22 protein-coding genes and 1 tRNA gene are annotated in these 26,963 nt (G+C 49.3%); 21 read left to right on the top strand and 2 right to left on the bottom strand.

The features are described from left to right. From AC9UEO_RS11395 to clpB, 7 genes are all read left to right on the top strand, one after another. Positions 1–308 (top strand): ACT domain-containing protein (locus tag AC9UEO_RS11395; protein WP_509533432.1); only part of this gene is annotated, 308 nt, incomplete at its 5' end. Further along, positions 308–1,750, top strand: coding sequence for a threonine synthase (gene thrC, locus AC9UEO_RS11400; RefSeq protein ID WP_509533435.1), 1,443 nt, complete (start codon positions 308–310; stop codon positions 1,748–1,750). The genes AC9UEO_RS11395 and thrC, both read left to right, overlap by 1 nt. After that, entirely contained in the window at positions 1,747–2,283 is a 537-nt protein-coding gene (mobB, locus tag AC9UEO_RS11405; protein ID WP_509533438.1) for a molybdopterin-guanine dinucleotide biosynthesis protein B, read from the top strand. The genes thrC and mobB overlap by 4 nt, the downstream gene beginning before the upstream one ends. Beyond that, entirely contained in the window at positions 2,280–3,524 is a 1,245-nt protein-coding gene (locus AC9UEO_RS11410; RefSeq protein ID WP_509533441.1) for a molybdopterin molybdotransferase MoeA, read from the top strand. Before mobB ends, AC9UEO_RS11410 begins: the two co-directional genes overlap by 4 nt. Beyond that, positions 3,521–3,772 (top strand): molybdopterin converting factor subunit 1, encoded by a 252-nt coding sequence (gene moaD / locus AC9UEO_RS11415; protein WP_509533443.1) that lies wholly within the window; start codon positions 3,521–3,523, stop codon positions 3,770–3,772. The genes AC9UEO_RS11410 and moaD overlap by 4 nt, the downstream gene beginning before the upstream one ends. 1 nt (position 3,773) lies before the next feature. Next, entirely contained in the window at positions 3,774–4,256 is a 483-nt protein-coding gene (locus tag AC9UEO_RS11420; RefSeq protein WP_509533446.1) for a molybdenum cofactor biosynthesis protein MoaE, read from the top strand. 77 nt (positions 4,257–4,333) lie between these two features. Continuing rightward, positions 4,334–6,928 (top strand): ATP-dependent chaperone ClpB, encoded by a 2,595-nt coding sequence (gene clpB, locus AC9UEO_RS11425; protein ID WP_509533448.1) that lies wholly within the window; start codon positions 4,334–4,336, stop codon positions 6,926–6,928. Between the two features lie 55 nt (positions 6,929–6,983). On the opposite strand, the gene AC9UEO_RS11430 is transcribed toward clpB, so the two are convergent. After that, the gene (locus AC9UEO_RS11430; protein ID WP_509533451.1) at positions 6,984–7,469 is read right to left on the bottom strand and encodes an SWIB/MDM2 domain-containing protein; all 486 of its coding nucleotides are present in this window, start codon (positions 7,467–7,469) and stop codon (positions 6,984–6,986) included. Between the two features lie 353 nt (positions 7,470–7,822). On the opposite strand from AC9UEO_RS11430, the gene aceA reads away from it, so the two are divergent. The 14 genes from aceA to AC9UEO_RS11500 all read left to right on the top strand — a co-directional run bounded on the left by aceA (position 7,823) and on the right by AC9UEO_RS11500 (position 20,433). Next, positions 7,823–9,142 carry an isocitrate lyase gene (gene aceA / locus AC9UEO_RS11435; RefSeq protein WP_509533453.1) on the top strand — a complete coding sequence of 440 codons (1,320 nt, stop codon included), beginning with the start codon at positions 7,823–7,825 and terminating at the stop codon, positions 9,140–9,142. 131 nt (positions 9,143–9,273) lie between these two features. Beyond that, a complete protein-coding gene (thrS, locus tag AC9UEO_RS11440) occupies positions 9,274–11,181 on the top strand; it encodes a threonine--tRNA ligase (protein ID WP_509533456.1) in 1,908 nt (635 codons plus the stop codon). A gap of 91 nt (positions 11,182–11,272) precedes the next feature. Continuing rightward, positions 11,273–11,872, top strand: coding sequence for a translation initiation factor IF-3 (infC, locus tag AC9UEO_RS11445; protein WP_509533522.1), 600 nt, complete (start codon positions 11,273–11,275; stop codon positions 11,870–11,872). Between the two features lie 87 nt (positions 11,873–11,959). Beyond that, positions 11,960–12,163, top strand: coding sequence for a 50S ribosomal protein L35 (gene rpmI / locus AC9UEO_RS11450; protein ID WP_509533459.1), 204 nt, complete (start codon positions 11,960–11,962; stop codon positions 12,161–12,163). 27 nt (positions 12,164–12,190) lie between these two features. Beyond that, on the top strand, positions 12,191–12,550 hold the full coding sequence (gene rplT, locus AC9UEO_RS11455; RefSeq protein WP_509533461.1) for a 50S ribosomal protein L20: 360 nt from the start codon (positions 12,191–12,193) through the stop codon (positions 12,548–12,550). A 107-nt stretch (positions 12,551–12,657) separates the two neighbouring features. Then, positions 12,658–13,695 carry a phenylalanine--tRNA ligase subunit alpha gene (pheS, locus tag AC9UEO_RS11460; protein WP_509533464.1) on the top strand — a complete coding sequence of 346 codons (1,038 nt, stop codon included), beginning with the start codon at positions 12,658–12,660 and terminating at the stop codon, positions 13,693–13,695. An 18-nt stretch (positions 13,696–13,713) separates the two neighbouring features. Beyond that, the gene (gene pheT, locus AC9UEO_RS11465; RefSeq protein ID WP_509533467.1) at positions 13,714–16,140 is read left to right on the top strand and encodes a phenylalanine--tRNA ligase subunit beta; all 2,427 of its coding nucleotides are present in this window, start codon (positions 13,714–13,716) and stop codon (positions 16,138–16,140) included. Positions 16,141–16,153: 13 nt separating this feature from the next. Continuing rightward, positions 16,154–16,486, top strand: coding sequence for an integration host factor subunit alpha (locus AC9UEO_RS11470; protein ID WP_509533470.1), 333 nt, complete (start codon positions 16,154–16,156; stop codon positions 16,484–16,486). 176 nt (positions 16,487–16,662) lie between these two features. Beyond that, a complete protein-coding gene (locus AC9UEO_RS11475; protein ID WP_509533472.1) occupies positions 16,663–17,106 on the top strand; it encodes a MerR family transcriptional regulator in 444 nt (147 codons plus the stop codon). Positions 17,107–17,140: 34 nt separating this feature from the next. After that, a tRNA-Pro gene (locus AC9UEO_RS11480) sits at positions 17,141–17,217 on the top strand. A gap of 90 nt (positions 17,218–17,307) precedes the next feature. Next, a complete protein-coding gene (locus AC9UEO_RS11485) occupies positions 17,308–18,567 on the top strand; it encodes an SRPBCC family protein (protein ID WP_509533474.1) in 1,260 nt (419 codons plus the stop codon). Between the two features lie 2 nt (positions 18,568–18,569). Then, positions 18,570–19,049, top strand: a complete 480-nt coding sequence (locus tag AC9UEO_RS11490; protein ID WP_509533477.1) for an aromatic-ring-hydroxylating dioxygenase subunit beta — start codon at positions 18,570–18,572, stop codon at positions 19,047–19,049. Positions 19,050–19,058: 9 nt separating this feature from the next. After that, on the top strand, positions 19,059–19,370 hold the full coding sequence (locus tag AC9UEO_RS11495; protein WP_509533480.1) for a non-heme iron oxygenase ferredoxin subunit: 312 nt from the start codon (positions 19,059–19,061) through the stop codon (positions 19,368–19,370). A 22-nt stretch (positions 19,371–19,392) separates the two neighbouring features. Next, a complete protein-coding gene (locus tag AC9UEO_RS11500) occupies positions 19,393–20,433 on the top strand; it encodes a cupin domain-containing protein (RefSeq protein ID WP_509533483.1) in 1,041 nt (346 codons plus the stop codon). Between the two features lie 43 nt (positions 20,434–20,476). On the opposite strand, the gene AC9UEO_RS11505 is transcribed toward AC9UEO_RS11500, so the two are convergent. Continuing rightward, entirely contained in the window at positions 20,477–26,962 is a 6,486-nt protein-coding gene (locus tag AC9UEO_RS11505) for a two-partner secretion domain-containing protein (RefSeq protein WP_509533486.1), read from the bottom strand. Position 26,963: the final 1 nt, after the last annotated feature.

The raw sequence follows: 26,963 nt of genomic DNA on the forward strand, positions 1-26,963 counted from the left end.
AGCCTCAAGAAATGCGAAACATTCCGATCTTATCGATAGATAAGGTTATGACTGCCTATTATTTGCGCTTGGGAGTAGCTGACCAAGCTGGCGTGCTTGCAAATGTGACCGGAGTCCTGGCCGAGTTCAACATCAGCATTGACGCAATGCTTCAACAACCTTCCCACAACAAGGAAGAAAGCACAGAATTAATCATCTTGACGCATCAATGCGTAGAGTCCCAAATGAATGCTGCATTGGTAAAAATTCAATCCTTAGCCACGGTGATTGATCCCATTATTCGAATTCGTAAAGAAGAGTTGATCTGATGTTTTATGTTTCTACGCGGGGTTATTCTGAGAGGCAGCGGTTTTGCGATATTTTGCTCGAGGGGCTTGCCCCGGATGGGGGCTTGTATTTGCCAGAGACTTATCCTGCAGTTGATGGGGCCAAGCTTGAAATTTGGCGTCACATATTTCAAAGTGAAGGCTACGCCGCACTTGCATTTGAAATCTTGTCTTTGTACATTGATGACATTCCAGCTGAAGATCTAAGAAGGCTATGTTTTAAAACATATACAAAGGAAGTGTTTGGTAGTTCGCTCATTACACCCTTGCGAGCCTACCCTGACAATATGTTTGTCCTCGCTTTGTCCAATGGCCCAACTTTGGCTTTCAAAGACATGGCAATGCAGTTGCTTGGCAATTTGTTTGAGTATGAACTTGCTAGACGAAACCAAAAATTAAATATCCTGGGAGCAACCTCTGGGGACACGGGAAGTGCTGCTGAATATGCCATGAAGGGGAAAACGGGTATTGCTGTATTCATGACCAGTCCGCAAGGACGCATGAGTAAATTTCAACAAGCGCAAATGTTTTCTTTGAATGAGCCTAATATTCACAACATTGCAATTCAAGGCGTATTTGATGACTGTCAAGATTTGGTCAAGCAAGTGTCTAACGATTTGATATTTAAGCGCAAGTACCAAATTGGAACTGTGAATTCCATCAATTGGGCCAGATTATTGGCCCAAGTTGTTTATTACTTTTCAGGTTATTTTCAGGCGACTGAAAACTCAAAACAAAAAGTGAGTTTTACTGTGCCCAGTGGAAACTTCGGTAATGTGTGTGCTGGTCATGTTGCGCGAATGATGGGGCTGCCCATTCAAAACTTAATCGTTGCCACCAATGAAAACGATGTTCTTGACGAGTTTTTTCGAACTGGTACCTACAAGGCCAGATCTGGGGAGAACACTTTCGAGACATCAAGTCCTTCAATGGATATTTCAAAGGCAAGTAACTTTGAACGATTTATTTTTGATCTGTTAAGAAAAGATGCTAAAACAGTAAAACATCTTTTTGCCCAGGAGTTGGTAAGTAAGGGGCAGTTTTCTCTTGCTGAAAATCCGTTCTTTGCTGCCGCCAAAGCCCATTTTGGATTTTTAAGTGGCAAAAGTACCCATGAAGACAGGTTAAAAACAATTCGCCATGTTCATAAAACAATGGATGAATTGATAGACCCGCACACCGCTGATGGCTTAAAGGTTGCACTGGATTTTCACGAAAAAAATATTCCGATGCTGGTTTTGGAAACTGCATTGCCCATCAAATTTGCGCGAACAATTCATGAAGCTATCTCAATAGAGCCACCTTGTCCCAAAGCTTTTTCTGAGATCGAATCATTGCCACAATTTGTGAGTGTTATGCCTGCAGACCTCACAAGTTTGAAGAATTTCATTGCATCCCATATCGATGGAGAAACTTCTTCATGATGCATGTACTTGCATTTATTGGATCTTCCGGCGCTGGGAAGACGACTTTGATAGAGCAGTTGATTGAATTGTTCAAAGATCGTGGCTTGCGAGTTTCGACTGTGAAGCACACCCATCATGCTGCAGAGATAGATCACCAAGGAAAAGACACTTGGCGAATGAAGAGGGCAGGTTCCTTTGAGGTGGTTTTGGTTTCTGATCGCAGTCTGAGTTTGCAACGAACTTTTGAGCGGGATTCCCATATGTCTATCCACGCGGTCATTGCCCAAATGTATGATGGTGTTGATTGGGTTTTTGTCGAAGGTTTCAAGTCCAGCGATCTATTGAAAGTAGAAGTCATCAGGTCACAAGAAGTTTTGCAAAATCCTTTTTTTCTTTCAGATGATTTTGTGACGGCCATTGCTTATTCTGACTTTACTGAGTTTCCATTGACGACAGCTTTGCCAGTCTTGCCTTTAGACAATCCAGAAATAATTGCTGATTGGCTGATCGCTCATCAGGATAGATTCGTTTACTCTCAACCACTTTCATGAACCCATCATCCTTACTTTCACTCGATGATGCACTTCATAGATTGTTGCTTTGTGCAAAGCCATTGAACAGAGTGTTAAATGTGTCTACTTTCAAAGCGGACGGATGTGTGTTGGCACAAGATTTGGTGTCAGCAATACAAGTTCCCTCTTTTGATAATTCTGCAATGGACGGATATGCTTTGCGTTTAGCTGATTTGTCCTTCAATGATGGGGTTATGAAGTTAGGGCAACGCATTCTTGCTGGGCATCCCCCGTCAAGCTTGAATAAGGGTGAAGTCGCAAGAATATTTACTGGTGCACCTGTTCCGTTTGGGGCTGATGCGGTGGTCATGCAAGAAGAAGTGATCGTGGTTGATGATTCGCATGTACGTTTTCATACCTCCCCGACATTAGGTCAATGTATTCGTAAAAAAGGCGAGGATATTGAAAAAGACATTGTGCTGCTACCTCGGGGAACTCGCTTAGATCCTACCTCCTTAGGTTTAGCTGCCAGCATTGGCTGCCCTTCGTTATCGGTATCGGACAAGCCAAAAGTCGCTTTGTTTTCCACTGGCGATGAGTTGGTTATGCCTGGCGATATTGAACCTCATTTTTTACCTTCTGGCTCCATTTTTAACTCAAATAGATTTTTTTTGCGGTCTTTGCTTGAGCGCTTGGGTTGCGAAGTGACTGACTTAGGCAATGTGCCAGATGACCAAGCGCAAACTGTCTCTGCTTTGTCTCAAGCCGCTAGCAACCATGATTTGATTCTGACCAGTGGGGGTGTTTCTGTGGGAGAGGCAGATTTTGTCAAGCCTGCTGTACAAACTCTTGGTGAGCTACAACTTTGGGCTTTGTCTATTAAGCCTGGCAAACCCTTTGCCTATGGTTACGTAAAAAGCCAATCCAATACAGATAAACAAGCACACTTTATTGGTCTGCCAGGTAATCCGGTGTCTAGTTTGGTGACTTTCTTGATGTTAGTCAGACCCTTTATATTGTCCCTTCAGGGGTGTCTTGATTTGACAGCGAAGCCCCACTTGAAAAGAGCAGACTTTTCATTATCAAAGTCAGATAAGCGAAGAGAATTTTTGCGCGTAAAGCGAAATCAAAACGATGGATTGGATTTGTTTCCAAACCAAAGTTCTGGCGTCTTGACTTCTGCGGTTTGGGCTGATGGCTTGGTTGACAACCCGCCAGGAACTTGCATTACGTCTGGAGACATGGTCAATTTTCTTTCATTCAAAGATTTAATGTCATGAAAGTTACGCTTCGTTTTTTTTCATCACTTAGAGAGCAACTTGGTCTCAGTACCCTAGCGCATGAAACTTCGGCCCTCAACGTAGCACAGCTGCGTTCAGAATTGATGCTGTTAAATCTTAATTATGCTCAAGCCTTAGCATCTGGTAAGGCTATTCGAGTAGCTGTGAACCAAGAGGTCTGTGACGACAATGCTTTGTTGTCTGAGGGCTGTGAGGTTGCTTTTTTTCCTCCTGTGACAGGTGGCTGACATGACTTTTTCGGTGCTTATACAAACTGAAGATTTTGATTTAACCCAAGAAGTTCAAGCCTTGCGATCGGGCAAAGCTGACATTGGTGCAGTATGTGTTTTTGTTGGTACCGTCAGGGACAGAAATGATGGCGATGATGTATCTACTTTGGAGTTAGAGCACTACCCCGGGATGACCGAAAAATCCATTGAACTAATGCTCAACGACGCTCGACAAAGATTCGACATTATTTCTGCAAAAGTCATACACAGGGTTGGTATATTGAATCCTTTAGACCAAATCGTGTTGGTGGCAGTGACTTCTGCGCACCGTGGCGAGAGTTTCCAAGCCTGTGAGTTTTTGATGGACTACCTAAAGACCCAGGCGCCATTTTGGAAGAAAGAAACAGGGCCTCATGGCTCACATTGGGTAGACGCCAGAATAAGTGATGACCAAGCCTTGGCAAAATGGGGAATCGAGGCTAAAAATGCTTTTCCACAGTGATAAGTTCGTTTTTCCGACTTGAATTCTTGGTTTAAAGCCTCACCTGAGGTTAATTACTTAGTTTTCAAAGGAAATCTATGCGTCTGGACAAATTAACCACCAAATTCCAAGAAGCGCTGTCAGATGCACAGTCAATTGCGCTTGCCAAAGATCAAGCCTATGTAGAGCCATGTCATCTACTGGTAGCTATGCTGCGCCAAGATGATGGGCCCCGCACCTTGCTTATGCGTTCCGGCGTCAATATCGCAGGTCTCTTAAAAGACAGTGAAGATGCCATTGCAAAGTTACCCGAAGTTCATGGCCAACACCAAGTACAAGTTGGGCGTGATTTGGTCTCATTGATGCAGTCTGCCGAAAAGGAATCCCTTAAGAAGGGGGATCAATTTGTAGCCAGTGAAATGTTTTTATTGGCCTTATCCGATTCAAAATCTGAGTTGGGGCAGCTTGCCAGAAAGCACGGCTTGAGCAGACAAAATCTGGGTGCAGCTGTCGAGTCTTTAAGAGGTGGCGAAACTGTCAAGTCTGCTGACGAAGAGAGCCAGCGAGGTGCGCTAAAAAAATACACACTCGACTTGACTGAGCGAGCAAAACTGGGAAAGCTTGATCCGGTCATTGGTCGTGATGATGAAATCCGTCGAGCAATCCAAGTCCTGCAAAGGCGAAGTAAAAATAACCCAGTTCTTATTGGTGAGCCAGGCGTTGGGAAGACCGCCATTGTTGAAGGTCTTGCGCAGCGGATTGTCTCTGGCGAAGTGCCCGATTCACTTAAGGGAAAGCGTGTTTTGTCCTTGGACATGGCTTCGCTTTTGGCCGGAGCCAAGTTCAGGGGCGATTTTGAAGAGCGACTCAAAAGTGTGCTCAATGAATTAGCCAAGGATGAGGGACAAACCATTCTCTTCATTGATGAGATACACACCATGGTCGGTGCCGGTAAGGCTGATGGCGCCATGGATGCTGGAAATATGCTCAAACCTGCTTTGGCAAGGGGTGAGTTGCATTGTGTGGGCGCTACAACGCTTGACGAATACCGTCGTTTCATAGAGAAGGATGCAGCTTTAGAGCGACGTTTTCAGAAAATTATTGTGGGTGAACCTTCTGTAGAGGCCACCATCGCAATTTTGCGTGGCTTGCAAGAGAAGTATGAAGTCCACCATGGGGTAGAGATTACCGATCCGGCCATTGTCGCTGCGGCAGAGCTTTCGCACCGCTACATCACAGACAGATTTTTGCCAGATAAGGCCATAGACTTGATAGACGAGGCTGCTGCAAAAATCAAAATTGAAATTGACTCCAAGCCCGAGATCATGGATAAGTTGGAGAGGCGACTTATTCAGTTAAAAATTGAAAGAGAAGCAGTTCGCAAAGAAAAAGACGATGCTTCTCAAAAGCGTATGCAGCTTATTGAAGAAGAGATCCTGAAACTTCAAAAAGAGTATGCCGACCTTGAGGAGGTTTGGAAGTCAGAAAAAGCCCAAGCGCAAGGCGGCGCTGTTATCAAAGAGGAAATTGACCGTACGCGTTTTCAAATTGAAGAGCTCAAACGCAAAGGTGACTTCAATAAAGTGGCTGAACTTCAATACGGCAAATTGCCCGAATTGGAAAAACGTATGAAAGCGGCCAACGCCGTTGACACTTCTGATGGACAAGCCCATGTCATGCGCTTACTTAGGACACAAGTAGGTGCTGAAGAAATTGCCGAAGTCGTTGCTCGTTCCACAGGCATTCCTGTTTCTAAATTAATGCAAGGCGAGCGTGAAAAATTGCTGCTGATGGAAGATCGACTTCATGCGCGGGTTGTGGGACAAGATGAGGCTATCGTCGCTGTTTCCAACGCCATACGCCGCAGTCGAGCAGGATTGAGCGATCCTTCAAGGCCAACTGGCTCATTTCTGTTTTTAGGTCCTACAGGCGTAGGCAAAACAGAGCTTTGTAAGGCTTTAGCCGGGTTCTTGTTTGACAGCGAGGATCACTTGGTTCGCATCGATATGAGCGAATTCATGGAGAAGCACTCGGTTAGCAAACTCATTGGCGCACCTCCCGGCTATGTTGGTTACGACGAAGGGGGTTACTTGACCGAAATCGTTCGTCGCAAACCTTATTCCGTTATTTTGATGGATGAAATTGAAAAAGCCCATCCCGATGTTTTTAATATTCTTTTGCAGGTTCTAGACGATGGGCGTTTGACCGATGGACAAGGGCGCACAGTTGATTTTAAGAATGCTGTGATAGCAATGACTTCAAATATTGGCTCTCACTTGATTCAAAAAATGGTTGGCTCAGACTATTCAGAAATCAAGGAAGCGGTTTGGGAAGAGTTGAAGAACCATTTCAGACCCGAATTTTTGAACCGTATTGATGAAACAGTGGTTTTCCATTCACTGGACGCAAAGCACATAGCCAAAATTGCAGACATTCAATTGAAAGTTCTTTCAGATCGCTTAACACGTATGGACTTAGGCATGGATGTATCTGCAGCAGCTTTGGAAGAACTGGCCAAGGTTGGCTTTGACCCAGTTTTTGGTGCTAGGCCACTCAAACGAGCCATTCAGCAGCGCATTGAAAATCCGCTGTCCAAGATGTTGCTTGAAGGAAAATTTATGCCACATGACACCATACTGATCAATGTGGACCCCATTCTTTCCCCAGGCGAATTCATGTTCACCAAAAACTGATGACTTAGGACAAAAAAAAGGCCGCGTAAGCGGCCCTTTTTTTATTTGGAAGAACTTATGACAAGTGCTTGCCAATCAGACTTGCAAGTTCAAACATGGTGACTTGCGATTTGCCAAACACAGCTTTGAGTTTGTCATCTGCATTGATGTTGCGTTTATTGACCTTGTCTTGCAAAGCGTGCTTTTTGATGTAAGTCCACAATTTGCTAACTACTTCAGTGCGTGCCAAAGGAGTGGAGCCCACAACAGCAGCCAAGGCAGCGCTAGGTGTCAGGGGCTTCATGAAAGCAGCATTAGGAGTGCGCTTTTTGGCTGGGGCTTTCTTAGCCGCTTTTTTAGCTGGAGCTTTTTTAGCAACTGCTTTTTTGGCAGGCGCTTTTTTGGCTACAGGTTTTTTAGCAGGGGCTTTTTTCGCGGGGGCTTTTTTAGCTGCTACTTTTTTGGCTGTAGCTTTTTTAGCAACAGGTTTTTTTGCGGCGGCTTTTTTAGCAGGGGATTTTTTTGCAGCAGCTTTTTTTGCTGCTTTCTTTGCAGTTGCCATTTTCATTTTCCTTCTAGAAGTGAGTGAAATACCGCTAGCATTATTGCTTTTGTCGGCAACGCTAATCGTAATGGAGAAATTGCCTTTTTTTTATAGATTTATCTGCTTTCCCGAATGAAAATGTTGTTTTTTCAAATTTTTCTGATGTCACACTCTTTTTTTAACTTTTACCGGAAATTTTTTTGATATTGCGATTTTATATTTCATAATACAAAATTACATTTTTAAGTATTTGTTTTTTATATATTAAATATATTTCATATATAAGACATAAGAGGCCAATTAACTCTTATATAAGATATAGAATAAGGCGAGAGCTTTTCATTTATCTAAATTTTCACTTGGAGTGACACATGCCACAAGACATCACAGAGCAGTTAAGCCGCGAACAACAGATCAGCGCCCTGGAAAAGGACTGGGCAACCAACCCACGTTGGAAAGGAATCAAGCGAGGTTACAGCGCTGCTGATGTTGTGCGCCTGCGCGGGTCTTTTCCCATTGAGTACACCTTGTCTCGGCGTGGCGCAGAAAAGCTGTGGGACTTGGTGAACAACGAACCCTATGTCAATTGTTTAGGTGCATTGACGGGCGGGCAAGCTATGCAGCAGGTCAAAGCAGGCATCAAGGCCATTTATTTGTCTGGTTGGCAAGTCGCTGCTGACAACAACTCTTATGCCTCTATGTACCCAGATCAGTCTTTGTACCCTGTCGACTCCGTTCCTACAGTGGTTGAGCGTATCAACAACACATTCCGTCGTGCGGATGAAATCCAGTGGTCTAAAGGTTTGAATCCTTCAGACAAAGGCTTTATTGACTACTTTGCCCCCATCGTTGCCGATGCTGAAGCAGGATTTGGTGGTGTATTGAACGCGTTCGAATTGATGAAAGCCATGATTCGTGCTGGTGCTGGCGGCGTGCATTTCGAGGACCAATTGGCCTCTGTGAAGAAATGTGGTCACATGGGTGGCAAAGTGCTGGTTCCAACTGCTGAGGCCGTTCAAAAATTGGTGGCTGCACGTATGGCTGCTGACGTTTGTGGCGTTCCCACGCTGGTGATTGCACGTACAGATGCTGAAGCTGCTGATTTGTTGACCAGTGATTACGACGCCAATGACAAGCCTTTCATTACTGGCGAGCGAACCGCCGAAGGTTTTTACAAAACCAAAAAGGGAATGGACCAAGCCGTTTCCCGTGCCATTGCCTATGCCCATTACGCGGATTTGGTGTGGTGTGAAACAGGTACCCCCGATTTGGAATTTGCCCGCAAATTTGCTGAGGCTGTTCACAAAGTTCACCCTGGAAAGATGTTGGCTTATAACTGCTCACCTTCTTTCAATTGGAAGAAAAACTTGGATGATGCAACCATCGCCAAATTCCAGCGCGAATTGGGTGCCATGGGTTACAAATACCAGTTCATTACCTTGGCCGGTATTCACTCTATGTGGTTCAACATGTTTGACTTGGCCCAAGACTACGCTGCGCGTGGCATGTCAGCCTATGTAGAGAAGGTTCAAGAGCCTGAATTTGCGGCTCGTGACCGAGGCTACAGTTTTGTTTCACACCAACAAGAAGTGGGAACAGGCTACTTTGATGATGTCACCACGGTCATTCAAGGCGGCCAATCCAGCGTTACTGCTTTAACGGGCTCTACCGAAGAAGAGCAATTCCATTGATTTCATAGCTAAGTGACCCACAAAACAGGCCTCTAGGGGCCTGTTTTTTATGGGAAAATGAAGTTTGCAAGCATGTAAGCGCGGTTTTCACCGCGCTTTTGTTTTACTTTCATGGCTCACTGACCCAACTTATGCTCCAAATCACCTTGCCGGATGGCTCTCTTCGCGAATACCCTGGTCCTGTAACGGTGGCAGATGTTGCGCTTTCTATAGGCGCAGGCTTGGCCAAAGCGGCTTTAGCGGGTAATGTCAATGGCGAGGTGGTGGACACCAGTTACTTAATCCAAGACAACGTGCGTTTGGCCATATTGACTGCCAAAGATGCCCAAGGCTTAGAAGTTATTCGCCATTCCACAGCCCATTTACTTGCCTACGCTGTTAAGTCTTTATTCCCTGACGCACAAGTCACTATTGGGCCCGTTATAGATAACGGGTTTTATTACGATTTTTCCTACAGCCGACCTTTCACACCCGACGATTTGCAATTGATTGAAAAGAAAATGACGGAGTTGGCTTCTAAGGATGAGGTTGTCACGCGTCAAGTCATGCCAAGAGATCAAGCTGTCGACTATTTCAAAAAACTCGGCGAGCATTACAAGGCAGAGATCATTACTTCTATTCCTGCCAATGAAGACGTATCTCTTTACAGCGAGGGTAGCTTTACCGATTTGTGTCGTGGCCCCCATGTGCCTAGCACTGGCAAGCTAAAGCATTTCAAGCTCATGAAGGTGGCAGGCGCCTACTGGCGTGGCGACCACCGCAACGAAATGTTGCAGCGTATTTATGGCACTGCTTGGGCTACCAAGGACGATTTGCAGCAATACCTTACGATGTTGGAGGAGGCTGAAAAGCGTGACCACCGCAAACTTGGTCGAGAACTGGATTTATTTCATATCGATGAACATTCTCCCGGCACTGTCTTTTGGCATCCCAAGGGTTGGACGCTTTGGCAAGAGGTCGAGCAATACATGCGTCAGGTTTACCGAGAAAACGGCTATTTGGAGGTCAAAGGCCCTCAAATACTCGACCAAGGTTTGTGGGAGAAAACTGGGCATTGGGACAAATACCGTGAAAACATGTTTGTCACTGAATCTGAAAAACGCGATTACGCACTCAAGCCCATGAACTGCCCTGGGCATTTGATTATTTTCAACCAAGGTATCAAAAGCTACCGCGATTTACCCCTGCGTTTTGGGGAGTTTGGACAATGCCATCGTAATGAGCCCTCGGGTGGCTTACACGGCATCATGCGCGTAAGAGCCTTTACCCAAGACGATGGCCATATTTTTTGTACTGAAGAGCAAATTCAGTCTGAGGTCATTGCATTCACCACTTTGCTGCAAAAGGTCTACAAAGATTTTGGCTACACCGAGATCATTTACAAGTTATCCACCCGACCTGAAAAGCGCATAGGTTCTGAAGAAAGTTGGGACAGGGCAGAACAGGCCTTGGCTGAAGGCTTGAAAGCCTCTGGCTGTGATTTTCAATATTTGCCGGGTGAAGGTGCTTTTTACGGACCCAAAATTGAATACACACTGAAAGACGCCATCGGGCGTGAATGGCAGTGCGGCACCATGCAAGTCGATCCCAATATGCCCGAGCGACTAGGCGCAGAGTATGTAGGTGAAGATGGTGCGCGTCACAGGCCCATCATGTTGCATAGAGCCATCGTGGGAAGCTTGGAGCGTTTCATCGGTATTTTGATTGAACAGCATGCTGGAGCCCTGCCAGCTTGGTTGGCGCCTGTCCAGGTTGCTGTCCTCAATATCACTGATTCACAGGCTGATTACGTGCAAGATGTAGTCAAAAAGCTGAAAAATCAAGGATTTAGGGTTATTCAAGACCTTAAAAACGAGAAAATTACGTATAAAATACGCGAGCATTCATTGCAAAAGCTGCCCTATATCCTCGTCATGGGTGACAAGGAGAAAGCAGCAGGTACCGTCGCAGTGCGCGCCCGAGGCAATGTAGACCTTGGGGTTATGCCACTCGAAGCATTCACTGAAAAGTTGGCTTCGGACATTGCCGCCAAACTTTGATTTCACTGGTTGACTTCATGCTTGGACGTCGAAGATGCGACGGAGTTTCACTGTTTCATTTTGAAACAGGTTTTTTTTGAAGGATTGAACCATCGCTACTGAATTCCGCGATCGCCGACAACGCGAGGAACGCAAACACCGCCTGAACAGAGAAATCATGGCCCCCGAAGTCCGCGTGAGCGGTCCTAACAACGAACCCATTGGCGTGCTCAGCTTGGCTGAAGCGCTGCGAATGGCAGGGGAACTTGATGTTGATTTGGTAGAAATTTCACCAACTGCCGTACCACCAGTATGTCGACTGATGGACTACGGTAAGTTCAAATACCAAGAGCAAAAGAAGGCGGCTGAAGCCAAGTCCAAACAAAAGGTGATCGAGGTCAAGGAAATTAAATTCCGACCCGGAACAGACGACGGCGACTACAACATCAAATTACGCAACATCAAGCGTTTTCTTGACGAAGGCGACAAATGCAAAATCACTTTGCGTTTTCGCGGTCGAGAAATCACCCACCAAGAAATTGGCATGGCGTTGTTGCAAAGAATTCGGGATGAACTTGCTGATCTGATTGTGGTTGAGCAGTTTCCCAAACTGGAAGGTCGTCAGATGATCATGATGATTGCACCAGGTAAGAAGAAACCGGGTGGCGTGACCAAACCCGCCGCAGAGGCTGTGCAAGCAACCGCTGCGTAAAAGGTCACGCAAACAAGTGTCTCGGGGCTAACAAGTCTGCGTTCAGTTGCGTAGCGCCTCACGAGCACAAACAAAAAGGAGCATTCAATGCCCAAAATGAAGACCAAAAGCAGCGCTAAAAAGCGCTTTCGTGTTCGTCCAGGCGGTACCGTCAAGCGCGGTCAAGCTTTCAAACGCCACATCCTTACCAAGAAAACCACCAAAAACAAACGTCATTTGCGTGGTCCTACAGGTGTGCATGAAACCAATATGGGTCACATGGCGCAAATGCTGCCCATGGCTGGCCTGTAATCAACGGACGAATAAGGAGAACTTACTATGCCTCGCGTAAAACGTGGTGTCACGGCCAGAGCCAGACACAAAAAAGTTTTAGCCCTCGCCAAAGGTTTCCGCGGTCGCCGCGGTAATGTCTATCGCATCGCCAAACAGGCGGTGATGAAGGCGGGTCAATATGCCTACCGCGATCGTCGTGCCAAAAAGCGTGTGTTTCGTCAGTTGTGGATCGCCCGTATCAATGCGGCTTCTCGTGAATTTGGCTTGACCTACAGCCAATTTGCCAACGGCTTGCGCAAAGCTGCCATCGAAATTGACCGCAAAATGCTTGCTGATTTGGCGGTTCATGACAAAGCAGCCTTTGGACACATCGTCGATCAAGTCAAAGCGCGTTTAGCTGCCTGACGGGGTTGCTTGCGATACCCGTCACTTATTGGCGGGTGACATGTTGGCCCAAGGGATTGAAGCCCACAACTGCTTCAATCCCTTTTTCATTTCAAACTTGAGACGATATGAACGAGCTCGATACGCTGGTACAACAAGCCCACGCTCTCTTTTCCCAGTGTGCCTCTGCGGCTGAGTTAGAAAATGCCAAGGCACAGTTCTTGAGCAAGTCGGGCCGTATTTCCGAAATGATGAGGGGTTTGTCCCAGCTTGATTTGGAAGCCAAAAAGATCCAAGGTGCTGTCATCAATTCGGCTAAGCAGTCCATAGAACAAGCCTTGAATGCCCGTCGCCAAGCTTTGGCGGATGAAGAGTTGAATCAACAACTCCAAGCAGAAAAACTGGACGTCAGTTTGCCCAGCGGCTTGCGCAGCCAAGGTGGCTTGCATCCGGTCAGTTTGAGTTTAGAGCGCATTGAATTGATCTTTGCCTCTATGGGTTTTTCAGTGGCACAAGGGCCTGAAATTGAAACCGACTGGTTCAACTTCACTGCGCTGAACACGCCCCAAGATCACCCTGCTCGTTCCATGCATGACACCTTTTATGTTGAGGGTGGTCATCTGCTGCGAACGCATACCAGCCCCATGCAAATACGACATGCCATGGCGCATGTACAAGCGCATCAAAAGAGCATAGAGGCGGGTAGGGGCATGCCTGAAATTCGGGTTATTGCCCCAGGTCGAACTTACCGAGTTGACAGTGACGCCACCCATTCGCCCATGTTTCACCAGTGCGAGGGTTTGTGGATTGGCGAAAACATCAGCTTCAAAGACTTGAAGGTGGTGTTCACCGATTTTTGTAAAACCTTTTTTGAAAACGAAGATTTAGTGCTTCGTTTCAGACCGAGTTTCTTTCCTTTCACAGAGCCCAGTGCAGAAATCGACATCCAATTCCCCGGTGGTCCCTTGGCGGGACGCTGGTTGGAAGTGGCCGGCTCAGGCCAAGTTCACCCAAATGTTGTTCGCAATATGGGTTTAGACCCAGAGCATTACATCGGTTTTGCCTTCGGCATGGGGCCTGATCGTTTGACCATGCTGCGCTATGGCGTCAATGATTTGCGCCTGTTTTTCGATGGCGATATTCGCTTTCTCAGCCAATTCCGTTAAACAGACCAAGGTAGACAAATGCAATTTCCTGAATCTTGGTTGCGAGAATTTTGTAACCCACCCTTGAATACTCAGCAACTGGCTGAGACCTTGACCATGGCAGGTCTAGAGGTGGAAGAGATGCGCAGTGTGGCCCCTGCCTTTAGCAAAGTGGTGGTTGGATGCATTACGTCTGCAGAGCAACACCCCAACGCTGATCGCTTGCGTATTTGTCAAGTGGATGTCGGGCAAGTTCAACCACTGTCCATCGTTTGTGGTGCGCCGAATGCCCGCGTGGGAATCAAAGTGCCATGTGCCTTGGTAGGTGCAGAGTTGCCCGCAGGCGATGATGGCAAACCCTTTTTGATCAAACAGAGCCAGTTGCGCGGTGTTGAAAGCCAAGGCATGTTGTGTTCATCCAAGGAGTTGCACCTTTCGCAAGAAAACGTTGGTTTGTTAGAGCTTTCCCTTGAGGCAACCATAGGGCAAGACATTCGTGAACATTTGCAACTCGATGACACCTTGTTCACCCTCAAGCTCACGCCCAATTTGGCGCATTGCTTAAGTGTTTACGGTATTGCCCGTGAACTTTCAGCGCTGACTGGTGCGCCTTTGATTCAAGCTCAATTCCCTCCCGTCGATGTGCAAACGCAAGAGGTCTTGCCTGTTCGAGTCGAAGCTATCGATTTATGCGGCCGATTCAGTGGGCGTGTGGTGAAAAATGTCAACCCTAAATCAAGCACACCCGATTGGATGGTCGAGCGCTTGTCTCGGTGCGGTCAACGCAGTGTGAGCGCTTTGGTGGATATTTCCAACTATGTGATGTTTGAGTTGGGTCGCCCCTCTCATATTTTTGATCTCGACAAAATTAACGATGGTTTAGTGGTGCGTTGGGGCAAAGCAGGTGAAAGCCTCAAGCTCTTAAATGGCAGCACTGTAGAGTTGGACAACAAGGTGGGCGTTATTGCTGATGCTTCCCAAGTGGAGTCGCTTGCGGGAATTATGGGCGGTGATGCCACTGCAGTTTCTGACGACACGCAACATATTTATATCGAGGCTGCCTTTTGGTGGCCTCAAGCGGTGGCAGGGCGATCAAGACGGTTTAATTTTTCTACCGATGCAGGTCACCGTTTTGAGCGCGGCGTCGACCCAGAACATACGGTTGAGCATATTGAGCGGATTACCCGCTTGGTACTGGATATTTGTGGCACACCGCAAAGCCAAGTTGGACAAATGGACGACCATCAACTCCAAATGCCTGAGCGAAAGCCTGTTGCTATGCGTGTGGCCAGAGCGAACAAAGTTTTGGGTGTGGATCTGTCTCAGCAGCGCATGGCCGAGGCCTTGCAAAGTTTGGGTCTTGCAGTGAGCGAAACCCCTGGTGTCATCACTGTGACCCCGCCCAGTTTTCGGTTTGACATCACGATTGAAGAGGACCTGATTGAAGAAGTCGCCCGTATGGTGGGCTTTGATCAACTGCCGTCTACAGCCCCGCTTGCGCCCATCACGCCACGACTCATACCAGAACACCTGAGGCACCCTTTTGCGGTGCGTCGCAGTCTTGCCGCTTTGGGTTACCAAGAAACCATTAACTTCAGCTTTGTAGATGCACAGTGGGAAAAAGATTTGGCGGGCAATACAGATCCAATTGAGCTACTCAACCCCATTGCCAGCCATATGCGTGTGATGCGCTCAAGCCTTATCGGGTCGTTGTTGCAGGTAGTTAAATTCAATGCGGATCGCAAAGCTTCGCGTGTAAGGGTTTTTGAAGTGGGCCGAGTCTTTCATAAAAGCCCTGATGTTGAAGATTCTTTGCAGTCGGTCAAGGGCATTGACCAACCCATGATGCTCGCTGGCATGGCCTGGGGGCCTGTCAACGAATTAGCTTGGAACATCGACAAAAAAAATGCAGACTTCTTTGATATCAAAGCCGATGTTCAAGCAATGTTCGCACCTCGGCATATTCAATTTGAGGCGGCAGAACATCCGGCGCTGCACCCAGGTCGCTGTGCTCGTATTTCTTCAAACGGTCAGTTCCTGGGCTGGTTAGGCGAACTCCATCCCAAGTGGCGTCAGCAGTGGGACTTGTCTCACGCGCCCATGGTCTTTGAGTTGCAGCTGGACGCCTTGTTAGAGCGCACAGTGCCCGTGGTATCGGCTGTGCCGAAGTTACAAGCTGTGGAAAGAGATATTGCGGTAGTTGTCAAAGAAGAGATCAGTCATCAGGCCTTGATGAGCTGTATTCACACAGCTGCCACACAAGGTTTGCTAAAAGATGCGGCGCTGTTTGATATTTACCGTCCTGCCAAAGAAGGTGGCAATGTAGCTGTCGGGGAGAAAAGCTTTGCAGTTCGCTTGACCATGCAAAGCACCGATGCAACATTGACCGATAACCAAATTGAACAGGCGCTTCAAGCCGTAGTGCAACAATTGACACAACAATTGAACGCCCGTTTGCGTACCTGAAGGAGAATGCAGAATGGAAATTTCTTTTGAAAGCTTGGAAACGCCCGCTTTGACCAAAGCGCAGTTAGCTGAACTCTTGTTTGACCAAATTGGATTAAACAAGCGTGAGTCAAAGGACATGATTGACGCTTTTTTTGATCTGATTTCCCAAAAATTAGTTGATGGTGAAGACGTCAAGATTTCTGGTTTTGGCAACTTCCAAATTCGCACCAAAGCTGCCCGACCTGGCCGCAATCCGCGCACTGGCGAATCCATTCCCATTGAAGCTCGTCGCGTCGTTACCTTCCACGCCAGCCAAAAGCTCAAAGAACATATCCAAGGTACTCCGCTAACAGATGCCGAATAAAGTACACATCTGCTTGGCAGTGTCGTCGATTGACGCCAAACAGAGGCAAAAACCGCCGCCTTATGGCTTTTATTTGTCAAAGAAGCGTCTTTATTTTCGGAATATCGTGCCGATAAGCTTAACTTGGCAGGTTACTTCGTGTAACCTCAGGCCTCACTTTTTAAATGACTGAACCCATGGAGAGTTCTCTCCCTTCCATCCCAGCAAAGCGCTATTTCACTATTGGTGAGGTGAGCGAGTTATGTGGCGTTAAGCCACATGTGCTGCGCTATTGGGAGCAGGAATTCACACAACTGCGGCCCATGAAGCGTCGCGGCAATCGTCGTTACTACCAACACCACGAAGTGTTGATGATTCGACGTATTCGAGACCTCTTGTACGAACAGGGATTCACCATCAGCGGTGCCCGCAATAAATTGCAAGAACTGGTTCAGCAAGAACGAGACAAAAAACGTGCTGGCGAAGTGATGTTGCAAGGATTGGACGACTTAGAAGATAACTTGTTGTTGGATGAGACCCGCGGCGAAGAGAACTGGCAACTTAGCCCAGATGACAATGACTCCAACAAGCTTCAATTGCTGCGTCGTGAATTATTTGAAATACGCGATTTGCTGAACTAAAAAGTCTTCTGGCAAGGCTATAATTCACTCTCTTCGGCGTGTAGCGCAGCCTGGTAGCGCACTTGCATGGGGTGCAAGGGGTCGCGAGTTCGAATCCCGCCACGCCGACCAAAGATATCAAAGGGTTAGCCCCTAAACGGGCTAACCCTTTTGTCTTTTCAGTGCCAGCCGTTTACTCACTGATTCTTTAGGAGAGTGGTCATGTCTCATGCAAGTGTTTTTCCTCAAAATCCGCAATGGGCAGGCGAGGGCACCAGTCGCATCCCATTTTGGGCTTACACCCGAGAGGACCTGTATAAAAAGGAACTGGACCGCTTTTTTTACAACAATCACTGGTGCTATGTTGGCTTAGAGGCTGAGATACCTAACCCAGGTGACTTTCGCCGCACCGTGGTGGGTGAACGCTCTGTCATCATGGTGCGAGACCCCGATGGCAGCATCAATGTGGTCGAAAACGTGTGTGCTCATCGCGGTATGCGCTTTTGCCGAGAACGCCACGGCAATGCCAAAGACTTTCTCTGCCCCTATCACCAGTGGAATTACAGCCTCAAAGGCGATTTACAAGGTGTGCCTTTTCGCCGTGGCGTCAAGCAAGACGGAAAGGTCAATGGCGGTATGCCCAAAGACTTTAAGTTGGAAGAGCATGGCCTGACCAAGCTCAAAGTCGCCACCCGTGGCGGTGTGGTGTTTGCCTCTTTCGATCACGATATCGAGTCCTTGGAAGATTTCCTTGGACCTGTCATATTGAAATACTTTGACCGCACCTTCAATGGCCGTCAACTCAAAATCTTAGGTTATAGGCGTCAACGCATTCCGGGCAACTGGAAGCTGATGCAAGAGAACATCAAAGACCCTTATCACCCAGGTTTGCTGCACACTTGGTTTTCTACCTTCGGTCTTTGGCGAGCAGATAACAAGTCAGAGCTGAAGATGGACGACAAGTTTCGCCACGCCGCCATGATTTCCACCCGCGGCCAAGGCGGCAACAATGCCGATGTGGTCAGTGGCTTGGACAGCTTCAAGGACAAGATGACATTGAATGACACACGACTGCTGGACATTGTTCCTGAGGCTTGGTGGGGTGGCCCGACTGCGGTGATGACCACGATTTTCCCCAGCCTGATCATTCAACAGCAAGTCAACAGCGTGTCTACCCGACATATTCAACCCAGTGGTCATGGTTCCTTCGATTTTGTTTGGACGCATTTCGGTTTTGAGGACGACACAGCTGAGATGGAGCAGCGACGATTGATTCAAGCCAATTTATTTGGGCCTGCTGGTTTTGTCTCCGCAGATGACGGCGAAGTCATTGAATGGTCACAGCAAGGTTTTGAGCAAAAACCATCACACCGAACCTTGGTAGAGATGGGTGGATTGGACATTGGCGACACTGATCACATGGTGACCGAAACCTTGATTCGCGGCATGTACGACTATTGGCGCAAAGTGATGGGGGAATAGCCATGGTGGATTTCAAAACTTATTTTGAACTGCTCAGCCTCTACAGCGACTACGCCATGGTGTGCGACTCCACCGAGTGGGAAAAGTGGCCAGATTTTTTTGTGGATGCAGGCACTTACCGTTTGCAACCCAGAGAAAATTTCGAGCAAGACCTGCCACTGTGTTTGTTAGCCTTGGAGAGCAAAGCCATGATCCAAGACCGTGTCTATGGTGTCAAAGAAACGCTCTACCACGACCCCTACTACCAGCGTCATATTGTGGGAATACCTCGCATTCTTTCAATTGAAGCAGGCGGTGAGCGCATTGTCTGCGAGGCCAATTACACGGTCATTCGAACCAAGTTCGATGGTGACTCCACCATCCTCAGTGCTGGTTATTACCATGATGTGGTGGTTCGCACCCCGCAAGGTTTGAAGTTGTTGTCTCGCTTGTGCGTGTACGACAGCGAGATGATTGCCAACTCCATCATTTACCCGATTTAAGGAGACACCATGTCAGATGATTGGACACACGCCTATGACTTGGAATTTTTGGTGCCAGGGGACGTCACCGCCGTGAAGGTGGGCGATAAAGAGCTGGCTTTGTACGAGGTGGACGGTGAGGTGTACGCCAGTGACAACCGCTGCACCCATGGCGACGCACTTTTGAGTGATGGATTTTTGGAGGGCAATCAAATCGAATGCCCTTTTCACCAAGGACGCTTTGACGTTTGTACAGGCAAAGCCTTGTGTGCACCCCTGACCGAAGATATTCGTGTGTATCCCGTTCGCATAGATAACAAGCGCATTTGGGTGAAGTTGTGATGCGTTCAAGAAAGAAATAATCATGTCTAATGAACTAGGTCGATTAGAAGACTTGCCCCAAGACTATGTGCAAGATTTACGTGATTTGAATTTGGTGCCCTTGTGGCCAAGTTTGCGCGGGGTGCTTCCTGCGCATATTCCAAACCGCCTAACTCAACCCACGCATTGGCCGTATCAAACCCTGCGTCCGTTGCTGATGAAAGCAGGTGAGTTGACACCCATTGAAAAAGCCGAGCGGCGTGTGTTGGTGTTGGCCAACCCCGGCCACGGATTGGACAAGATGCAGGCCAGTGCTGCCATGTATTTAGGTATGCAGTTGCTCATGCCCGGTGAATGGGCGCCCAGCCACAGACACACACCTAATGCGGTACGCATGATTGTGGAGGGCGAGGGCGCTTACACCACAGTGGACGGCGAAAAATGTCCCATGAGTCGGGGTGATTTGATTTTGACACCCACAGGCTTGTGGCACGAACACGGTCACGATGGCAAAGACCCCGTCATTTGGCTGGATGTGCTTGACCTGCCTTTGGTTTTTTACATGGAGGCTTCTTACCATGTGAATGGCGATAGACAAACCGTGGTGCCAGGGCGAGGCGACAAGCAATACGCTTATGGTGGCGTGGTGCCGAGCAAGGTGTTTGAGCGCAGCAAGAAGGCCTACCCCATGCTTCGCTATGCTTGGACAGACGCCAAAGCCGCTTTACAAACTTTGGCTGAAGACGACGAAGCGCTAGAGCAGGTTCAGGTGACTTACACCAACCCCGAAACAGGAACAGACGCCGAAAATATTTTGGGCTTTTACGCCTTGATGTTGCGCCCTGGCCAATCACTTCGTTTGCCCGCTCGCTCACCAGCGCAGGTGTTTCATGTGATTGAAGGCGTTATGCAAGTCAACATCGTGAATAGCAGCTTTCACATGGTGGCAGCCGACACCTGTTGTGCACCAGGATATGAAGCTGTCACCCTTTGCAATTTGGACAAAGACAAAGCCTGCTTTTTATTTGTCGCCGATGAGTCACCCCTGCACCGTAAGCTGGGTGTTTATGAAAACCGTGGTTGATCGCTTGCGTGACTCAGCTCATTCATAAAAACTGTAAGAAGCCCTAACGAGCAGTGACCAGTGTGATCATTTTTCTGTCGGCAAGGGTTTGGAGTTGCTGCGGTGAGAGCGAACGAAGTTGGTTTATGTCCATGGCCGAGACTTGTGTTTGTGTAAGACCAGTGAGTTGACTGGGGTTGAGTAAGCGTAAGACGGTATTGAGTTGCTGCTGGTTGAGTTGACCAATTTGTTCAGGACTGATGGACTGCAACTGAACGTTGCTCAGGGCCACGAGTTGCGAAGGGTTGATGGCTGCAAGTTGCACGGCCGAGAAGGTTTGCAGCTGATTAGGTGAAAGTGCCGCGAGTTGTTGTGCGTTGATGACGGACATTTGTGCGCTGGTCAAGGCATTGAGTTGGGTCTCGCCCATGGCGGCAATGGATTGTGGTGTGAGCACACTCATCTGTGTACGGGTAAGCGATTGCACTTGCGGTGTGCTGAGTTGGCCAAACAAGCTGGGCGTCAAGGCGGTGATTTGGTTGGGCGTCAGAGCTTGTAACTGCGCAGGCGAGAGCGCATTGAGTTGGGCAAAGTTCAACACCGCAATTTGGTTTTCTTGCAAGGCTTGAATCTGCTTGACTTGCAGGGCTGCGACTTGGACAGGACTCAAAGCCCCCACCTGTGCTTGGTTCAGCGCCAGGACTTGCTCGGGGCGCAAGGCGCTGATTTGGGCCTTGGTTAAGGCTGCTATTTGGTTAGAAGTTAGCCCATTCATTTGGGCTTGGTTCAGACCTTGGAGTTGGGGGGCTTTGAGCAAGCTGATTTGATCGGGGGTGAGCACCGAGAGTTGTGCAGGGCTTAGTGTGGCCAGCTGCAGTGGGTTGAGGTTGACCACCTGCTCTTGGGTCATGGCTTGGAGTTGCGCCTTAGAGAGAGCCTGCACTTGGGCGCTCAGCAGCAAACTGGTTTGCTGCACCGACAGCGTCTTGATTTGTTCTGGGGTGAGAGACGCCACCACCGAGGGGCTGAGCGACTGCACTTGTGCTGGCGAGAAGGCTTGCAATTGCGCTGGTGTAAAGACTGCGACTTGGCTGGGCTGCAAGTTTTGAACAAATTTGACGTCCATGTTTGTCAACACAGCAGGCGAGATGGCAGCGATTTGCTCGGGTGTCAAGCTTTGCAGTTGCACCAAACTCAGGGCGCCCATTTGCGCATTGTTCCAAGACTTTATTTGCTCATCACTCACCAAGCGCATTTGCTGAGGTGTGAGCACGGTGAGCTTGTCAGGAGTGATCTCGCTGGGGCTGAGTTCGTTCATGGTCTTGGCGATGGCGAGGTCTGCCGCAGTGATGGGCTGAGGCACCAGCAAGGGGTTGCTGAAAGCTTGGCGCTGCTCAGGGGTGAGCAAAGCCAGTTGGTCAACCAACAAGGCCCGTTGCTGTTTGGGGCTGAGCAAGGCAATTTGGTCTGGGCGCAAAGTGGAAAGTTGCTTGTCGCTCAGAGCGGCGAGTTGCAGATTTTGCAGTTCGACGATTTGGGTTGCGGTCAAGGCTTGGAGCTGATCGCGCTGCAAAGCAGCTACTTGACTGGGCAGCAAACCTCGCAGCTGAGAGCGGCTCAGTTGCGCCACAAACTCGGGTGAAAGTGCTGCGATTTGAACGGTTGAGAGCGACTGCAGTTGCAAGGGGTTAAGCAAAGCCACATCGCCCACAGACAGCTTGGCGATTTGTTGGGTGGTCAGTGCCTGTACTTGCTCTGTGGTGAGTGACTTAAGGGTCACACGCAATTTGTCATTGCTTAAAGCCGCGACTTGGGTAGGTAACAAGGTCTGTACTTGCTCGGACTTCAAGCGCTGTATTTGCACCGAGGTCAGCACACTCAGCTGGCTGGGATTGAGCGCTTGAAGCTGCTCTGAATTCAGCTCAGTGATCTGACTGGTCGTGAGCATTTTCAGTTGACGCTCATTGATGGCAGCAAGTTGTTGAGGCTTGATGCAAGGCACCTTGCTGCTAACCAAGGTTTTGAAGACCTCAGGCGGGAGGTCGGCGATTTGTTGCGGGGTCAATGCCTTGAACTGGTTGCAACTCAGGCACTGCAACTGGCTCTTGTCCAGCGAAGTCAGTTGCGTATTGCTGAGCGTGGCTATTTGGCTAGCGGTCAAGGCCTGCAATTGGCTCTCGCGCAGTTTGCTGAGGGTACTGGCGTTAAAGGCGGTGAGTTGCAAGGTGGTAAGGGCGGCGATTTGTGCCTCATTCAGGGAGGTCACCTGCTCGTTGCTCAAGGTCTCGACTTGACTCAGCTTCAAAGCAGACACTTGTGTGGGGGTTAGCGAGTTCAGCTGGGTAGTGGAGAGCGCTTGGAGTTGCTCGTTGGTTAGGACGGTGATGTGGCTGGTGCTCAGCGAGCGCAGTTGGCTGGGGCTGAGCAACTGGAACTGTTCGACCGACAGACTGGAAACTTGTGTGGGGTTCAAGGCAGCGAAGGTAGCAGGCGAGATGGCTTGCAACTGAGCGGGGGTGAGTTGCGTCATTTGCTTGCTGCTGATGACGGTTAATCCGGCGTTACCCAAGGCAGTAGTTCGCGCCGTGTTCGCAGGGTTGGCGGGCGAGGTTGGTGTTAGGGCTGTGCTTGTAGACGTCACTGCACTGTTATTGGTGGCTTTGTCCTTGGCATCGGTGGTCAGGAAAATAATTTGATCGTCATTCATGGCGTCATATTGGTCTAAGCTCAACATCGCCAACTGCCGACTGCTCAACCCTCCCAATTGATTCAGAGTCAAAGCACGGATTTGCGTTTTGCTCAGTGAGGCCAATTGAGCTGGAGTGAGGGTGGCCATCAGGTCAGGTGTTAGCACTGCAACTTGCGCGTTACTAAGGTTCAAAGGCGTTTTGCTGAGGTCGGGGAAGTTGATGGACGCCGTGGTGCTGAATGTGGTGCCCATGGTGTAGTTGGCGGCCAGTCCGCCATTGTTGCCATTGGCCAAGCTAACTGCTGTGACAGCAACGGTTTTATTTTTTTCGATCGAAGCCGTTTGAAATTGTGCAGAGCCTGAGGGCGTCAATGTTTCGCTACCAATTAAGCCGCTCAAAACAATGGTGGGTGCATCTGCTACGGTGGTGCCGTCATAGCTTTTGTCAGCTACCTTGATGCTGGCAGTCAAGGTTTTGGGGGAGATAGTGGCAGTGGTCGTTAAAGAGAGAAAACTGTAATTGTTTGCGACCAAGTTGTAATTGCCAGCCAGTCCAGCATTGGTGCCCGTGCCGTCGGCCAATACAACCGAGTTCAATGTGGCGGTACGGCTTCCTGCATCTTTTAAGTTAAAGGTGGCGGTACCCGAGGCGTTAATGGTTTCGCTGCCGACCAAACCGCCTGTGATTGTGATGGTGGGGGTGGCAGCTGTGGTGCCGTCATAGGTCTTGCTATTGATCGACATGCTAGCTGTCAATAGTTTCTTGGTGATTGCAGCGCTCAAACCACCTGTCAACACATAGTTGGTGTTTCCAGACACCAAACTGTTGGTTGAAAACGTAGTGCTGGTCCCGACGTTTTTACTGGCAACTGTGGCGCTTCCAGTCACGCTGGGTGCCGATTCACCCAGCACCATGCCCGTGAGAACAAAGCCGGTGCTGAAGGTGGTGTTGCCGTCATAGGCCTTGGTGACAGAGATAATCAAGGGCTTTGGGTTGATGGCCCATGTGGATAAACTGCCAGCAATTGGCACAGCGCTATTGTTGTTGGAACGCAAGCCGCTTATATAGCCAACGCTGTAGGTTCGTGCAGCGGTTGCCGCATCGATCGTCACACCGTTTAATGTGCTCGAAGCAAAACTCCACTGCGGTGAAGTACCTGTCAATGAGTAACCCATGGCCTCTGTGACACCGCTTGGGCTTTTGTAGGCCTTGTAGGTCAAAGTTCCTTCACTGCCGTAAATGCTGCTGCCGTCGGTTGCGCGTACATACAACACACTGGCACCCACGGCCAAAACGGGGAAACTGCTGTTTTGGCCAGGGATCATGCTCCACACAAGTTGCGGGGAGCCCGCAGACACTGTTTCTGTGTGCCAGCCGACGGTAGTCAACATATCTTTGTCGCTCAGTTGTATCGTGGTTTTGCCTGATCCAGCAGCGCTGGTTGCTGCCCCTGAGGTATTGGTGTTCCAAAAACTGTTGGTGACCGTGGCATTGGTCACGCCACCCGCAAAGCCGCCGCCGCCTGTGACGCCGCCAATGGTAATGCGCCCTGTGGAATAGGCATTCCTGACGGTGGTTCCTAATGAATTGGCGTTTCCTACAAACCCGCCTACATAGGTGGAGCCGTTCCCAGCACTGACTGCGCCCGTGGAGAATGCGTTGGTGAGACTGAGATTGTTGTTGTTGCCTACAAAGCCTCCAATATGGCTGCTGTTTGAGCCTGTGACCGTCACGCTGCCAGTGGCATAGCTGTTGGTGAGCACGAGGTCTTTACCTAAACCCATGAAGCCACCAACTTGGCTGGTCACGCCATTGACCAGTACCGCGCCAGTGGCATACGAGTTGGAAACCGTACCTGAGGCATAACCCACCAAGCCACCTACGCCATTAAATGCAGTATCCAAGTTTTGGCCTGTGCCGGCCCCAGCGGTGACAGCACCTTCGGCATAAGTGTTGGAAATGGTGCCAGTGGAATAACCGACCAAACCGCCAATGGCCCCCGAGCCTTCCGCGTTGGAAACAGCGCCAGTGGCATAGGAGTTGTTGATGCTGCCCAGGCTGGCGTTCCCCCCCACCAAGCCGCCTATACCTTTGGCGGGGCTTGAGGTGCCGACGCTTCCCGTGTTGTAGCTTTTGTTGATGAAGCCTTGGTTCAAGCCTACCAATCCGCCTATGTTGGTGACGTTGGTAGACGAGGTGCTGCCTCCCAGCAGCGCCACATTGGAAATACTTGCCGTGGATGTGGTAGAGCCAAACATACCCACCGAGGTCAGGTCTGAAGGATTCACCTTCAGTCCAGTGATGCTGTGGCCTAAGCCTTGGAAGGTACCGCTGAACCCAGTGGAATCATTGCCAATAGGTATGAAACCGGCACTGCCCCAAGAGGTAAGGGGATCGGCAGTGGCAGTGGCAGTGGCAATGATGTCACTGCCAAGCGCATAAAAACCACCCAAGTTACCCCGCATACCTTGCAAGCTACCGTCGCTGCTGCTGGTGGATGTGCCCAAGCTGTTGATCACCGTGTAACTGTTGCCTGCGATCGACAGATTGGGGCTGCTGCCCGACAAGGTGATGGATTTACCCAATAAAAGGTTGAATTTACCGCTACCGCTGGCGGGTTGAATAACCAAACCCGCTGAAGTTCCTGTTGCGCTGATATTGGCATTGATATTCACATTGTTAGAGGCCGTCAATGTCAATCTTCGGTTAGAAGTCCAACTGATATCTGCATTGATATTGATGTCGCCCAAACCAGCGCTCGCACCTGAGGTACTTTGCAACTCAACATTGGTTGTTGCCAAGCTGTTTTGAAGGTCTGTATTGAGCATGTCGCCACCCGAACTGGCGACAGTAAAGTCCACAGGGTCCAGCAACCAATTACCTGTTTTGCCTTTGTCTGCCAAAGTGGTGATGCGCACCTCGTTAGCAATTTTCACTCTGCCAGCCGAGGTTTCGATGAAGCCAGCATCGCCGCCATTGGGAGCGCTGGCGTCCAAGCTGCCACCGACTTCGGTGACACCTGAGGTCATGTCGCCCAACAGCAGAATGCGCCCACCCTTATTGGCGATGGTTTGTGCTTGCACCGTGCCGCTGTTGCGTACCACGCTGCCCATCAACACGCTGGCACTTCGAGCGGTCATCACCACCAAGCCGCCATCGGCCCTCACCACGTGTTTGTTCTCTACCAAGGCGTCCATCACGCCTTGGTCGATTTGTACCGCGGTCAGGCTTTGCCCGCTGAAGACCAAGGTGGTTTTGTTGCCTGCTGCCATGGCGACAGTGCCTTCGTGGGCAATGATGACGCCCTCGTTGCGCACCTGAGGAGCGAGCAGGGCGATATAGCCGCCCAGTGAAGCTTTCAGTGAGCCAAGATTGGTCACACTGCCAGACTTGCCATTGCCTTCAAAAGTGCTTTTACCTGCCATGAAGTCAGCGTTGCTGATGCCGTGGGTAGTGACCAAGAGGCCTCCCACATCGACCTGCGAGGTGGCACCAAACAGCACGCCGTTGGGGTTGACAATGAAGACCTGACCAGGCGCATTGATGCGCCCCATGATTTGGCTGGGGTTGTTGTCAAGGACTCGGTTAAGCGTGACGGAGGCGGCGTTGGGTTGATTGAAATTGACCTGCGCCCCAGAGCCGACGTTGAAGGTGTTCCAGTCGATGACCGCGCGTTGACTGTTTTGCTGCACCGTCATGGTGTTGCCCGAACTGCTGATGGCCGCACCCCCGCCCACCACCTTACCGCCTTGCGGTAACTGCGAGGCGGCAGGTGCTGTTTGTGCATGTGCCACGCCCAAAGACAGCAAAGCCGTGGCCAAGGCCAAAATGTGCAAGGGGCAGGGGCAGAGCTTTTTCATT

The organism is Limnohabitans sp. (assembly GCF_040401495.1).
In the GTDB taxonomy this organism is placed as follows: domain Bacteria; phylum Pseudomonadota; class Gammaproteobacteria; order Burkholderiales; family Burkholderiaceae_C; genus Limnohabitans.